Source organism: Citrobacter sp. RHBSTW-00029, from assembly GCF_014104295.1.
Classification (GTDB): domain Bacteria; phylum Pseudomonadota; class Gammaproteobacteria; order Enterobacterales; family Enterobacteriaceae; genus Citrobacter; species Citrobacter youngae.
This window is the reverse complement of sequence record NZ_JABXRT010000001.1, coordinates 1,455,800-1,469,470: the sequence shown is the minus strand read 5'-3', so window position 1 is coordinate 1,469,470 and position 13,671 is coordinate 1,455,800. Positions and strand designations below refer to the sequence as shown.

Here is a 13,671-nt window from a genome sequence, read left to right as displayed (position 1 = left end):
ATGAAATCCGCTTATCCGTCCTCCCCCTGGTATCACCTGCAGTTTCGTCTTCCTGTCCCCCGCTCAGTCGCTGGCGTGTGGATCTTTGCTATTGGTCTCATATTGCTGGTCATGCTCGGCGTGCAAATGCTCTCCGGTATCGTGCTGGCTATGTTCTATGTGCCTACAGCGGGATCCGCTTTTGACTCTATTGTTCATATTCTGCGCGCAGTCAGACACGGTGAGCTGGTGCGCAATCTGCATGCTATTGGCGCGTCGCTTTTTTTCTTCGCCTGTTATCTGCATATTTTCCGGGCAATGTATTACAACGTCTACCGCAAACCCTATCTGAAGATGTGGGCAATCAGCGTGACGCTGTATGTGCTGTTGATGATCACCGCGTTTCTCGGCTATAGCCTGATTTGGGGGCAAAAAAGCTACTGGGCCGCTACGGTCATCACCAGTTTCGCCCGGGCGATACCGTTTATTGGCGATACGCTATATACCTTTTTGGTCGGTGGCTATATGCCCGGCACGCCGACATTAGGCCGTTTTTATGTCCTTCACTTTATCATCCCCTTCGCCATTGTCGCGGTTACGATATGGCACATCCGTACCGTCCAGTCGGCTTTTGCCCACGCGCGGAAGAAAACATTTTCGCCCAAGGAGTCTCAGCGTGTGTTGTTCGATTTTCGCATCACCGAAAACGATGCAATCAAACTCACCCTCTTTCTAATGCTGTTCGCCTGGTTTCTGTTTTTCGCGCCGCACTATCTCAGCAGCGCCGATAACTTTATTCCGGCAGACCCGACACTCACACCGGCTATCGTCGCGCCTGAATGGTATTTCCTGCCTTTCTTCTCCATTCTGCGCTGCTTCCCCAATGAACTGGCAGGCATCACTGCGATGTGCGCTGCGGTACTGATTTTCTATTTTCTCCCGTGGCTGGATACGTCACACGCACGGTTTCGTAATAACAGTCGGCTGGTTAAAGCCATTTTTTGGCTGTGGGTCGCCAATGCGCTCTTTCTGGGTTGGTTGGGCTCAAAAGCATTGGTCGGGCCGGACTTAATTGATGGTTTTAGCGATGACGATGGCTGGACACGCGCGGCGTCTCAGCTTTCAACCGTTATTTATTTTGCATGGTTTCTGCTTGTGCTGCCGTGCCGACGTTTACTGGAACGACAGGACTGACATCATGGCGCGATTTTTACCCACAGCAACTCTGACTCTGGCTCTTTTATTGAGCAACGCGATTTGCGCACAGCTACCCACCGCGCAGACATGGTCGTTTAGCGGCGTGAACGGTAAACACGATAGCGAACAACTGCGACGCGGGCTGCAGGTCTATGAAGAGAAATGCCGGGCCTGCCACGGTATGAAATATCTCACTTTCAAAACGTTAACTAAAGCTGGAGGGCCGCAACTCAGTGAGGCGGAGGCCAAAACACTGGCCAGCGGCTACGTCTTCGCGACAATTGAAGACGACGGTCAACCCGGCGAACGGGAAGGCAATCTGAACGATGTTTTCGCGTCACCTTATCTGAATGACCAGGAAGCAAAATACCTTAATAATGGCGCGCTGCCGGTTGACCTGAGCTATATCGTTCGAGCGCGAACCTACGACCGTGGGTTTCCGCGATTTTTACTGGATGCGTTCACCCCCTACACCGAGCAAGGCGCTGATTATGTTTATGCGCTGCTGACCGGGTATGCAACCGATGACCCGGAGATGAAAACCAACCGTTTTTTCCCAGGCGGGATGATTAATATGCCCAAACCGCTGGCTGACAATGACATCACCTGGGCTATGCAAACGCATGCTCCCCAAACGGAAGAACAGTACGCACGAGATGTCACCGCGTTTCTGGCATGGGCCGCTGACCCGCAGCTTGAGAGCAGAAAACATCAGGGAGCGGTCGTTATGGGATATCTGGCGAGTATGTTGGCGCTATTAGCACTGTTACAGCGCATGCGATCCCGCTCGCGCAGCAACGAGAAAAACTAACGACCAGTCAGCGTAACGCTGGCTGGTCTGCAGGTTATGTCAGCACTTAGCTGTGGCGTTGGCTATCATTACGACGGCAGCGTTTGTCGTAATGGCGAACCCACCAGTAGCGGTCACTGATTTGTTCATGTCCGCCGACGCGGGCACCCGCCAGCCAGAGGACGCCACCAACAAAAATACTGAGCACGGCACCATGTGCAAAAAACTGTGGCAGATTAAATTGCGGTAACTGGTTTAAAATAGAGTAACCAACACCACCAACCATCACCACCAACCCTAAAGCCATGAGCACGTTACCGAGTAACGAAGCGTTTTTGCGTTTCATGTGTCACCTCCGGAACTTTGGGTTGTTACAGGGAATACCCCTAATCCTTATGTGTAAAGTATAGACAACACTGCCATTAGCAAGTGCGCCTGTGATCACAAATACAAACACCAACGCAACAAAACTTTACAAATAAGCTACTGAACACCCTCAATTTCCAATAGTCCACTTCTGCAATTATTCAGTTTTCGGTGCGACCCACGCAGTTTTTTGTCAAGCGCGTCGGCAAACAGTAAACTACACGCCGGTTATAGACACACTCAGGACAAATTACGTGGCGATTAAATTGATTGTCGGCCTGGCGAATCCCGGCGCAGAGTATGCGGCAACGCGACATAATGCAGGCGCATGGTACGTCGATTTACTGGCAGAGAGACTCCGTGCCCCCCTGCGCGATGAGCCGAAATTCTTCGGTTACACCTCCAGAGTCACGCTTGAAGGTGAAGATGTCCGCCTGCTGGTACCGACCACATTTATGAATCTGAGCGGCAAAGCCGTTGGCGCAATGGCCAGCTTTTATCGCATTAACCCTGATGAAATTCTGGTCGCCCACGATGAATTAGATCTGCCGCCCGGCGTCGCCAAATTTAAGCTCGGCGGCGGTCATGGCGGACATAACGGCCTGAAAGACATCATCAGCAAGTTAGGCAATAACCCTAACTTTCATCGTTTACGCGTTGGAATCGGCCATCCGGGCGATAAAAATAAAGTTGTCGGTTTTGTTTTAGGCAAACCGCCTGTTTCAGAACAGAAGTTAATTGATGAAGCCATTGACGAAGCGGCACGTTGTACCGAGATTTTATTCAAAGATGGACTCACCAAAGCAACGAGCCGGTTACACACCTTTAAAGCGCAATAAGCAGCGATGTGCGGCATTTTTCTCGCGTGCTGTGTATAATAGGCAAAGTTATTTACATTTCTACAATCTGTTTTCCATAACAGGTTGAATATCAAAAGATTAAGGTGATTTAAACATGGGATTCAAATGCGGTATCGTCGGTTTGCCAAACGTAGGCAAATCCACCCTGTTCAACGCGCTCACAAAAGCGGGTATTGAAGCGGCAAACTTCCCGTTCTGTACTATCGAGCCGAACACGGGTGTTGTCCCGATGCCCGATCCTCGTCTGGATCAACTGGCCGAAATCGTCAAACCGCAGCGTATCCTGCCCACCACAATGGAATTTGTGGATATCGCGGGTCTGGTAAAAGGCGCATCCAAAGGTGAAGGCCTGGGTAACCAGTTCCTGACCAACATTCGTGAAACCGAAGCTATCGGTCACGTTGTTCGCTGCTTCGAAAACGACAACATTATCCACGTGAACAATAAAGTGGATCCGGCTGACGATATCGACGTTATCAACACCGAACTGGCACTGTCCGATCTCGACACCTGCGAGCGTGCTATCCACCGTGTACAGAAGAAAGCCAAAGGCGGTGATAAAGACGCTAAAGCTGAACTGGCTGCACTGGAAAAATGCCTGCCGCAGTTGGAAAACGCCGGTATGCTGCGAGCGCTGAAAAACCTGACTGATGAAGACAAAGCAGCCATCAAATACCTGAGCTTCCTGACGCTGAAGCCAACCATGTATATCGCCAACGTGAACGAAGACGGTTTTGAAAACAATCCGTACCTCGATAAAGTTCGCGAAATCGCCGACGCTGAAGGGTCTGTCGTGGTTGCCGTTTGTGCCGCTGTTGAAGCTGACATCGCTGAACTCGACGATGCTGATCGTGACGAATTTATGGCTGAACTGGGTCTGGAAGAGCCGGGCCTGAACCGCGTTATCCGCGCAGGCTACGAACTGCTGAACCTGCAGACCTACTTCACCGCGGGTGTGAAAGAAGTCCGTGCATGGACCATCCCTGTCGGCGCAACGGCCCCGCAGGCAGCTGGTAAGATCCACACCGACTTCGAGAAAGGCTTTATCCGCGCACAAACCATCGCGTTTGAAGACTTCATCACCTATAAAGGTGAGCAAGGCGCGAAAGAAGCCGGCAAGATGCGTGCAGAAGGTAAAGATTACATCGTTAAAGATGGCGATGTGATGAACTTCCTGTTCAACGTTTAAGTTGCTTCTGCTGTCTGATCAGGCTTTCCGGAGCTTTATCAGATCAATGAACGCGAAAAAAATCCACGCAGCTGCGTGGATTTTTGTTTTCATAACGACCGTGCCAGCACCTTAGAAACACAGCTAAAATTGAGCACGCTGGTGAGTGCAATTGTAAGCACACCTGTTTTAGTCCCACGCATTTTTTGAAATTTCCGGTTTTTCAAACATCAGCCGGTACTCTTCCGGCGTCAGGTTGTTCAGGGATTCATGAGGCCGCTCGTTGTTATAGCGTTCTGCCAGCTCAGTCAGCGCATGGATCACTGGTTCTTCACGTCCGGTATTGGGCTGATAAAAATACACCGTCCTGCTCAACGATAACGTCCTGCAGGCCTGGCGTAAACTCATGGCAAATTGTGCCGTCAGATAGCTGACGAGCTCACGCTTTATCGCTGGTTTTAAAGCTTTTTTTCGATGACGTCTTTTAACGTGAGATTTTCCAGACTCAGGTCGGCAAACATTTGTTTCAAACGTCGATTCTCATCCTCAAGGTCTTTGAATTTTTTAATATCGGCCGCTTCTATCCCGCCATACTTTGCCTTCCAGTTGTAATAGCTGGCCTCCGAAATAGCGACCCCACGGCATACTTTTGAGTAGCATAAAAAAGAAACGACATACTCACCCGTTGGTATTATTTTTTTGTCGACGACATCACCTTTTCTCTAAGTAAAATTCATGAGATCAACTGGCGTACGTCTAATACTTATTCTAGGGTTAACTCATGTCTTCTTGTGTCACATTATTGTTTTTTTAAAGCAAAAAATGTGGTTATTTGAAAAAGGTGAAGGATATGGCTCTAGTCTTCGACAAACGCTTAATTCTTTTTTGCGGCGCCTTTTCCATTATTCCGGCGGCAAACGCAGCGTCTACAAGCGGGACATTTCAGGTACTGATGACGATACAAAAAGCGTGTACCGTCACTGCGGGGTCGGCTTCAAATATTACTCTCGGTCCCGTGAATACCACTGCGACAAATACCAGCGCAAGCAACACAATTTCAATTAATTGCTCAAAAACCACCCCCTACTTTATTGGCCTGGCACCTTCAGCGGCCAACGGCGGGACACCCACGGGGTCCGGAGCCATGTCCTCTGTCGCAAATGCAGCAAACAATACCGATAAAGTGCCTTACCAGCTGAACCAAACATCAGCAACAGGACCGGTCTGGGGGAATACGGCCACCGCCACCACGGTAGGAAATGGTGTTGCATCCCAGGGAACTGGGCTTCTACAGAGTTTTACCGTATATGCCACCGCGCCAAGCGCGAACTTCACACCTGACGACTATGCCGACACCGTAACGGTAAACGTTAACTACTAAATTCAGGAACACAGATGACAGTAAAACTGCCTGTACAGCAGTATGCCTGCGCATGCCTGTTAGGAGCGGCTATGAGCGTAAATTCGGCGACAGCCAGCGGATTGCAGGTTGCCCCAGTTACATTAACGCTGCAAGCGTCGCAAAATGCCGATGGGATCTGGCTAAGCAATGCCGGAGAAAACGTGCTGAATGCCCAGGTTCGGGTCTTTCGCTGGAGCCAAAGCGCTTATGGCGATAAGCTGTCTCCCTCTCAGGGGCTGGTTATCAGCCCGCCGATGCTGGCGTTAGCCCCTGGTGAACGCCAGTTGATTCGTGTTATTCGCACCGGCCCGCCATCGACACATACCGAAGATGCCTATCGGTTATCAATTGACGAATTACCGCCAGCAAAATTACAAAAAAATAAACTTCAGTTTGTGCTGCATTATTCCGTACCAGTGTTTATTCAACCAACGGCGCAGGCTGAAACCCAGGCCAAATTGCAATGGAAATTACAGCAACTTGACGGCAAAAAATTTCTTGAAGTCAGTAATCAGGGAAATGGTCATGCGCAATTATCAGCGGCAACCTTTATAAACCATAATGGTGCGAAAAAGGTCATTACGCCGGGACTATTAGGCTATGTTCTTCCGGGCTCAACAATGCGGTGGATATTATCCACGTCCGCCAGCGATACCCATTATGGCGGTAAAGTTGAAGTAACAGTTAATGGCCAAAAAACAGTACAAGATCTCTAAGAGATCCTGGCTTCTGGTGAAATGTTGCTTACTCAATGGAGCATTATTATCTGGAATGGTTTCAGCTCACGCGGTCAATAATAACCAGACAAACAGTGGAATTATTGGCGACGCAACACCTCTTGCGGGCATCGATTTATATCTTGACGTGACCCTGAATGGAAACCCTGTCGGCTTGGTTCATTTTGGCTATGAGAATGAAAAACTCTATGCTGGCGCCAATACCCTACGACAGTTGGGTTTTCGCTTACCGCAAAATACGGCTGCCACCGTCAGCCTGAACGATATTGCCCAACTGAGCATTGACTACAACGTCGAACAACAAACTCTGGCGCTCACTGTGCCGCTCAGTTCCCTTGATCTTGCCACCACGCAGGTGAACCCGACCGGCGAAGCGACACCAATAGCATCAAACTCACGTGGGGCGTTACTCAATTACGATGTCTATGCTCAGCAGGGAGATGAAACCAGCGCCAACACATTTAGCGAGTTGCGCGCGTTTAATGGCTTAGGGGTGTTAAGCACAACCCAACTGACTCAATATTCCACCGCGCCCAACGCAGATAATGCCTTCTACCGCATGGACACCCGCTGGCGCACGTCATTTCCGGAAAATATGTTGGCGATAAACGTTGGCGATACCCTGACAAGCTCGCTCACCTGGTCCCGACCGACCCGCATTGGCGGCATCCAGATAGGAACCGATTTTAGTTTACAGCCGTACATGCCAACCACCCCGCTTCCCTCCTATCTTGGTTCTGCCACGCTTCCTTCAAACGTTGAGTTGTACGTCAATGGGATTAAGTACTACAACGGGGAGGTTCCGGCCGGAAGTTTTCAAATCAACACCATGCCTAATATCAGCGGCGCAGGGACCGGTCAGGTGATGATGACCGACGCGCTGGGCAGAACGACAGTACAAAATTTCTCGTTCTACAACGATCAGCAACTCCTGCGAGAAGGGCTAACAGCCTGGTCAGCGGAATTAGGCGCAGTAAGAGAGAATTACGGTTACGCCTCATTTGATTATGCCAGTGCCCCTGTGTTTAGCGGGACCTGGCGTCGGGGATTCAGTAACACCTTTACTGCAGGTACGCACGCGGAAACCAGTGATGGGCTGATTAACGCAGGTTTTAGCAATGACTGGGTTCCCAGCCCGCGCAGCGGCACAGTGTCCACCGCATTGGCAGCCAGTACGGACTCAGGGAAAAGTGGATTTTTGTACAGTGTTGGTTACCGTTGGTCAGGTGAACAGTTTAATTTCAGCACCAGCACAACGGCGACGTCAGGTGACTACCGTGATGTCGCGACCCATTATGGTGAGCCGCCGCCCTCGCTGAGCAGCAATACGGTAATAGGTTATGCAATGGCGTCAGCCGGCAATGTCAGCCTGAGTTACCTGCAGTTTCGCTATCCGCACGATAGCGCGGTACGCTACGCCAACGCCAGTTGGTTCAATTCCGTCACCGAAAACATCTCACTCAATGCCGGATTTAACCAGAATATTGACGACACCCGCGATCGCAGCGTTTACCTGATGGTGACGGTCACCACCAGCGGTAATCTGAGCGCCAGCAGTACCGTACAACATACCAATAATGAAACCGGCTACCAGATCAATGCCAGCCAAACGCCACCGGGTGACGGCGGCTGGGGATGGAACGTCGCTGCCAGCCAGCAAGCCTCCCGGCAAAGCGGCCAGGGAGAAGTCGGGTATTTGGGCCGTTTCGGAAAAGCCTACACCGGATTTAGCCGCCTGCCCGACAACCACTACGGTTATGCTGGTGCGACCGGTTCCCTGGTTGCGATGGGGGGAGGTTTGTTCGCGGCTCGGGAAATCAACAATGGTTTTGCCGTCGTATCAACAGACGGCATTCCGGACGTGCCAGTCAAGCTGCAAAACAACCTTGTCGGTCGCAGCGACGATCAGGGTCTGCTGCTGGTCACGTCACTCAATAGCTATCAAAACAATCAAATCAGTATTGACCCCATGGATCTACCCGCCAATATGCGGATCGCCCGCGTTGAAGCCAATGCAACGCCGGCGGATCGCTCCGGAACCCTGGTCAGTTTTGGTATCACTCCCGTACGCGCCGCGCAGGTTACTCTCGTTAATGAACAGGGTAAGGCCATTTCTGAGGGCAGCATGGCATATATCACTAACGGCGCAGGCCAGTCATCCGTCGTCGGATTCGATGGAATGGCCTGGTTTGACAGCCTGGAACAGCACAACAGGTTACGCGTTGACACAGATACCGGTAGCTGTAACGCACAATTCGATTATCCCGCCAATGCAAAGGGGATTGTACAAATAGGCCCGCTGGAATGTCGGTCACAATAGCAGGAGTTCATTCATGAAATTAAGACAGTTGCTGTTTATCGCTGCACTCCTCGTCTGTCCAGGGATAAGTCATGCGGTCACCTGCTCCGTCAGTAACGTCCAACCAATTAGTTTTGGTGCAGTGGACCCGTTGTCATCATCAGGCGCAACGACCTCAATGACCTTTACCTGGACTTGTGCAAAAGAAGTGACCGACGTACTGGCGGGGATTAACCTCTGTTTTAATATTGGCGCATCGGGCGTCAGCGGTCAGGTGGCAACACGGAATATGTCGTTAAGCGGAACACCTGCCAGAACGTTGAGCTATCAGCTATATCAGGACGCCGGGCACAGTAAAATCTGGGGGAGTCAGTATCAGAGCGGAACCTCGGTTCCCATGGTACAACTTAACTTGCTCAATTTGCTCCCAGTGACCGGTTCACTGACAGTATCCGCCCAGCTCGTCACGCCGCAAACTTCTGCAGTCCCCGGAAGCTATCAGGACAGCTATACGGCAGCCACGGCGCTTATCACCCTCAACCCTGGATTAGTTATTCCGCCCACCACGTGCGGTGATACCGTTGCCGCCAGACTTCCCTTCAGCGTATCAGCCACTGTCAGCAAACAGTGCAATATCACATCGGCCACTAACATTAGTTTTACCCCGGTGAAGGCAACTCAGCGCAATGCGACAGCATCAAATACCATCGGGGTGGCATGCACCAATAACACCCCTTATACCATTGGACTGCAACCCTCCAACGGCAATACTGCAGGCAACGGTGTGATGAGCGGAACGGGGGCAAACAGCGATAAAGTGCCCTATCAGCTCAGCTCAACGCCAGGGCCTTCCGGCACAGTGTGGGGCAACACCCCGCTCAATACCGTTACAGGCACTGGCACCGGCTCCGCTACGCCATATTCGGTGTATGCTACCGTTCCCAGCGCGAACTACACCCCCGACAACTATGCGGACACCGTCACTATCTCAGTGACCTACTGACGCGCCGCTAAAATGCAATCAAGAAAACACAAATAATTATCATATTGTTTACTTTTAGAGGTGCATCATAAATCTGACAAATAGTCATTCTCATGCACGATGCATATTAAATGCCTGAATTGCTACTTGATCGCAAACATTCGCAAAATCAATAGATAATTATTCACTTAATGCTTAATTCACATATTTTTTATATGGCTATTAGAGGGCTGAAGGACAGGCCGTTTCTTGAAAAAAATGTTAAATTTAAGTTTGTATGGTGAGATCCACTGTATACCACGGCCAAATTAAGAACATATTACTTTTATAACTAAGGTTTATCATGGATAAGTTATCTTACGCTTCAGATAGCAGCACATCTGCCTGGAATACCTACCTGCAACAAATCGAGCGTGTGGCCCCTTACCTGGGCGAACTTTCCCATTGGGTGGATACCCTGCGCCACCCGAAACGCGCGCTAATTGTCGATATTCCGGTGCAGATGGATGACGGCACTATTCGCCATTTCGAAGGATATCGTGTACAGCACAACCTCTCCCGCGGCCCGGGAAAAGGCGGTGTGCGTTATCATCCTGATGTTGATCTTAATGAAGTGATGGCCCTTTCCGCCTGGATGACCATCAAATGTGCCGCACTGAACCTGCCGTACGGCGGTGCCAAAGGTGGCGTTCGCGTCGACCCATTCTCGCTGTCCGAAGGTGAACTGGAGCGTTTAACCCGCCGCTATACCAGCGAAATCGGCATTATCATTGGGCCGCAAAAAGATATTCCAGCGCCGGATGTCGGCACCAACGGCAAAGTGATGGCATGGATGATGGATACCTACTCCATGAACCACGGCACCACCGTAACCAGCGTGGTCACCGGTAAACCTATCCACCTTGGCGGTTCGTTGGGTCGTGATAAAGCAACGGGTCGTGGCGTGTTCGTCAGCGGTCTGGAAGTGGCTCGTCGTGCCAATATCGACGTTGAAGGCGCGCGCGTAGCGGTACAAGGCTTTGGTAATGTCGGCAGTGAAGCGGCTCGCCTGTTCGCCAGTGCTGGCGCACGCGTCGTTGCCATTCAGGATCACACTGCCACCCTGTTTAACACCACCGGGATCGACATGACCGCGTTGACCGCCTGGCAGTTGGAGCACAAACAGATTGCCGGTTTCCCGGGGGCGGAAACTATCGCCAGCGAAGCCTTCTGGAGCGTGGAGATGGATATCCTGATCCCTGCCGCGCTGGAAGGGCAGATTACCCGTCAACGTGCAGAAATACTGACCTGCAAACTGGTGCTTGAGGGCGCTAACGGCCCAACTTACCCGGATGCCGATGATATGCTGGCAAGCCGCGGTATCATCGTGGTACCTGACGTCGTATGTAACGCAGGCGGCGTCACCGTCAGCTACTTCGAATGGGTTCAGGACATGGCCAGCTTCTTCTGGAGCGAAGAAGAGATCAACAATCGCATGGATAAAATCATGACCGATGCGATGGTTCATGTGTGGGAGAAAGCGGCGGAGAAATCCTGCTCATTGCGCACTGCTGCCTATATTGTGGCCTGCGAGCGTATCCTGCTGGCACGTAAGGACCGTGGTATTTATCCGGGATAATACGACGGCAGATACGTCAACGTTTTGAACGACGATAAACGCCAGTCGTGAGTTACGCCAATAATGCGGCATTATTTGTGGCATTATTGGCGTGTAGTCGCCTGATTCATCCGCCCCGCTTTCTGCGTTTTACTTACCCAATATCTGCGCGGTTTGTTAGCCAATAAACATTAAATCCCATCGCAGCAACCATAATTTGCGTTAAGAACCCATAGCAACGCATTATTGGCCGCAATGTCTACTACCAATATTACGCCCGCCATATATATTGACGAACTGATTAAAAATCCCGAATAATTGTCGAATTATGGCATTCTGGCTGCTGGGAAAGTTGCCTGACACTGTGCGATTAGATCGGGCCGGGAAAACTCAGCGAATAACCATGTGAGAATATAATGGTCGATCATTCATCTGCTTCTGAGCACAACGATTTTACTCGTTGCCTGTCTCTTTTCGACAGCGCATTTCCACAAATCTTATCCCTGCTGGGCATGCCAGCCCCCACGCAACTCTCGCCTGATACGTTTTATGATTCACTTGATAAAGCCCGAGAGAAATTGGGCAACTGGAACAGTGTAGCGGCCCGCTTTAACTATAACGAGCAGGAAATGGCGAGCTTTCTTGCGGCACTACGCACCTTGAACAAATGGCTCGGCAGAAATACAGATGGCCAGCCTGCCGACAGAAATCTGACCATTGCCGCGTTGCGTTTTTTGTGGCAGCTCGAATATTTGCGAGAAAAACAGCCTCAATTAACTTACTCAACGACGCTGAATAACGAAGACGAAGAAAAGCAGTTACGTAGTTTGCAGCAGGTACGGGCATTAGAGTTGACCATTCGTAGTTTAATTAATGAAGCGTACAATAACCAACAAGCCCTACTTGAGCACCTAAACAAATTATTTGGTCAGGAACGTGTAAAAAAATGGCTGAACGTTGCCGATCGTGATGACGTATTGAGCGGTACTCTTTTCAGTGAACTCGCCTCACTGTTTATTGATAAAGACGAATATCCCATCCACTATTCTCCACTTTATCAATATACCCCGTTGCTCAGCTTTGTTAACGATAAACGTCGAACACTGAATACCTTTCTTGACGATATTCGCGTAATTCGCAACCGTCTGGCGCATCATAAGCGGGTCACCTCCGTCCAAACAACATTGGTGAATTACTATTACCGAGAAATTACTGAGCCGGTACAGGAGGCCTTCGATGAAGGCCGGGTAAAAGTTAACCCTGATCGCTTTTTTGATGACAGCAATGCTGAAGTTGCTCGCTATTTCGAACGGACCAGCCAAAAAATTGACGATCTCGGTGGCGACGTTCAGGGAATAAAAGATGATCTGGTGGCTCAGGCTCAGGATATTGACGTAATCAAAACGGGTACGAACATCATTCGCAAGCGAGTAGCCTGGGTGCTGGGCGGTATCGTTGTCCTTATTGTTGGCTCGGTACTGACTTTCGGCACCTCAACCAAGACGCTGGTGAATACGGAGTCCATCCGTAGCGATCTCGGGGAAGTGGGTAAAACGGTTGCCGGTGCGAAAAAAGAAACCAGTAACGATCCGCGTAAAGAACTGGCGAATATCGGCATTGCCTGGGATGAAAAAAATCTTCGCGCCGCTATTGACCGCGGTGATACCCAGGTTGTCAACCTGTTTCTTGCCGGAGGCATGCGCTGGAAACTGTATTATGCCGAAGCCGCATTACAGGAAGATCGCGAGGAAACGTTGAATGCCCTATTACAATCAGCATCGTTGATGGATGAAAAAAACGGTTGCCTCAGAATGGCCGGTAAATTACGTCAGCCAGCGAACCACAATGGCACGCTGACCCCCATACAGATTCGTTATTTAAAAACATTCTGTTCTTCTGTCAAGGATGTTCAGGGTATTAAAGCGGAACTGGACAGAGCGCTTAATTTTGAGAAAGCCCAGAAGAAAGCTTACGATGAAGAAATGGCCAAAAATGAACCTGCGGGTCGCTGTGAACGCCGTCTGATGGCCGATAATGCGCGTGACTTACTGGCTGACGCGGCGCAGTTTTCACTGCTAAGACCTACCACCTATTCACTCCACGATGTGTTATTGAAAGAACTGAATACGCGTCTGATGTTCGGCACACTCAACGGGGCAGAGTTAAAAAGTCTGGTTAAGAACTACTGCGTAAAACAAGAAAACCATGAACCCAATATTGCGATTGACGATAACTGGAGTCGCTCGCAACGGGTCATTTATAACGTCGTCAAATAATGAGCGATACAACAACGC

At 50.3% G+C, this 13,671-nt stretch carries 12 protein-coding genes and 1 pseudogene; 10 read left to right on the top strand and 3 right to left on the bottom strand.

The window, feature by feature from the left end; all coding sequences use genetic code 11:
* A complete protein-coding gene (locus HV041_RS07205; RefSeq protein WP_101742648.1) occupies window positions 1-1,173 on the top strand; it encodes a cytochrome b N-terminal domain-containing protein in 1,173 nt (390 codons plus the stop codon).
* A 4-nt stretch (window positions 1,174-1,177) separates the two neighbouring features.
* Window positions 1,178-1,987, top strand: a complete 810-nt coding sequence (locus HV041_RS07200; RefSeq protein ID WP_121584724.1) for a cytochrome c1 — start codon at window positions 1,178-1,180, stop codon at window positions 1,985-1,987.
* Window positions 1,988-2,033: 46 nt separating this feature from the next.
* On the opposite strand, the gene ychH is transcribed toward HV041_RS07200, so the two are convergent.
* Window positions 2,034-2,312, bottom strand: a complete 279-nt coding sequence (gene ychH, locus HV041_RS07195) for a stress-induced protein YchH (protein WP_048211449.1) — start codon at window positions 2,310-2,312, stop codon at window positions 2,034-2,036.
* Between the two features lie 274 nt (window positions 2,313-2,586).
* Between ychH and pth the strand changes: the two genes are divergently transcribed.
* Together pth and ychF are read left to right on the top strand one after the other, a co-directional pair.
* Window positions 2,587-3,171: an aminoacyl-tRNA hydrolase gene (pth, locus tag HV041_RS07190; RefSeq protein WP_003020814.1), complete on the top strand. Its 585-nt coding sequence runs from the start codon at window positions 2,587-2,589 to the stop codon at window positions 3,169-3,171.
* A 115-nt stretch (window positions 3,172-3,286) separates the two neighbouring features.
* Entirely contained in the window at window positions 3,287-4,381 is a 1,095-nt protein-coding gene (gene ychF, locus HV041_RS07185; protein WP_005122324.1) for a redox-regulated ATPase YchF, read from the top strand.
* Between the two features lie 168 nt (window positions 4,382-4,549).
* Here ychF and HV041_RS25015 read toward each other — a convergent pair whose 3' ends face one another.
* Window positions 4,550-4,663 (bottom strand): integrase core domain-containing protein, encoded by a 114-nt coding sequence (locus HV041_RS25015; RefSeq protein WP_238788755.1) that lies wholly within the window; start codon window positions 4,661-4,663, stop codon window positions 4,550-4,552.
* Window positions 4,649-4,989: pseudogene (locus HV041_RS25010) on the bottom strand (transposase); the annotation flags it as partial. The pseudogene HV041_RS25010 and the gene HV041_RS25015, both read right to left, overlap by 15 nt.
* 221 nt (window positions 4,990-5,210) lie before the next feature.
* Here HV041_RS25010 and HV041_RS07175 point away from each other — a divergent pair.
* From HV041_RS07175 to HV041_RS07150, 6 genes are all read left to right on the top strand, one after another.
* Window positions 5,211-5,741 (top strand): spore coat protein U domain-containing protein, encoded by a 531-nt coding sequence (locus HV041_RS07175; RefSeq protein WP_048211446.1) that lies wholly within the window; start codon window positions 5,211-5,213, stop codon window positions 5,739-5,741.
* Window positions 5,742-5,755: 14 nt separating this feature from the next.
* Window positions 5,756-6,478 carry a molecular chaperone gene (locus HV041_RS07170; RefSeq protein WP_048211445.1) on the top strand — a complete coding sequence of 241 codons (723 nt, stop codon included), beginning with the start codon at window positions 5,756-5,758 and terminating at the stop codon, window positions 6,476-6,478.
* Between the two features lie 55 nt (window positions 6,479-6,533).
* Entirely contained in the window at window positions 6,534-8,819 is a 2,286-nt protein-coding gene (locus HV041_RS07165) for a fimbria/pilus outer membrane usher protein (RefSeq protein WP_121584725.1), read from the top strand.
* A 13-nt stretch (window positions 8,820-8,832) separates the two neighbouring features.
* Window positions 8,833-9,801 (top strand): spore coat protein U domain-containing protein, encoded by a 969-nt coding sequence (locus HV041_RS07160; protein ID WP_101742645.1) that lies wholly within the window; start codon window positions 8,833-8,835, stop codon window positions 9,799-9,801.
* Between the two features lie 322 nt (window positions 9,802-10,123).
* The gene (locus HV041_RS07155; protein ID WP_005122303.1) at window positions 10,124-11,398 is read left to right on the top strand and encodes a Glu/Leu/Phe/Val dehydrogenase; all 1,275 of its coding nucleotides are present in this window, start codon (window positions 10,124-10,126) and stop codon (window positions 11,396-11,398) included.
* Window positions 11,399-11,793: 395 nt separating this feature from the next.
* Entirely contained in the window at window positions 11,794-13,653 is a 1,860-nt protein-coding gene (locus HV041_RS07150; protein WP_165712364.1) for an STY4199 family HEPN domain-containing protein, read from the top strand.
* Window positions 13,654-13,671: the final 18 nt, after the last annotated feature.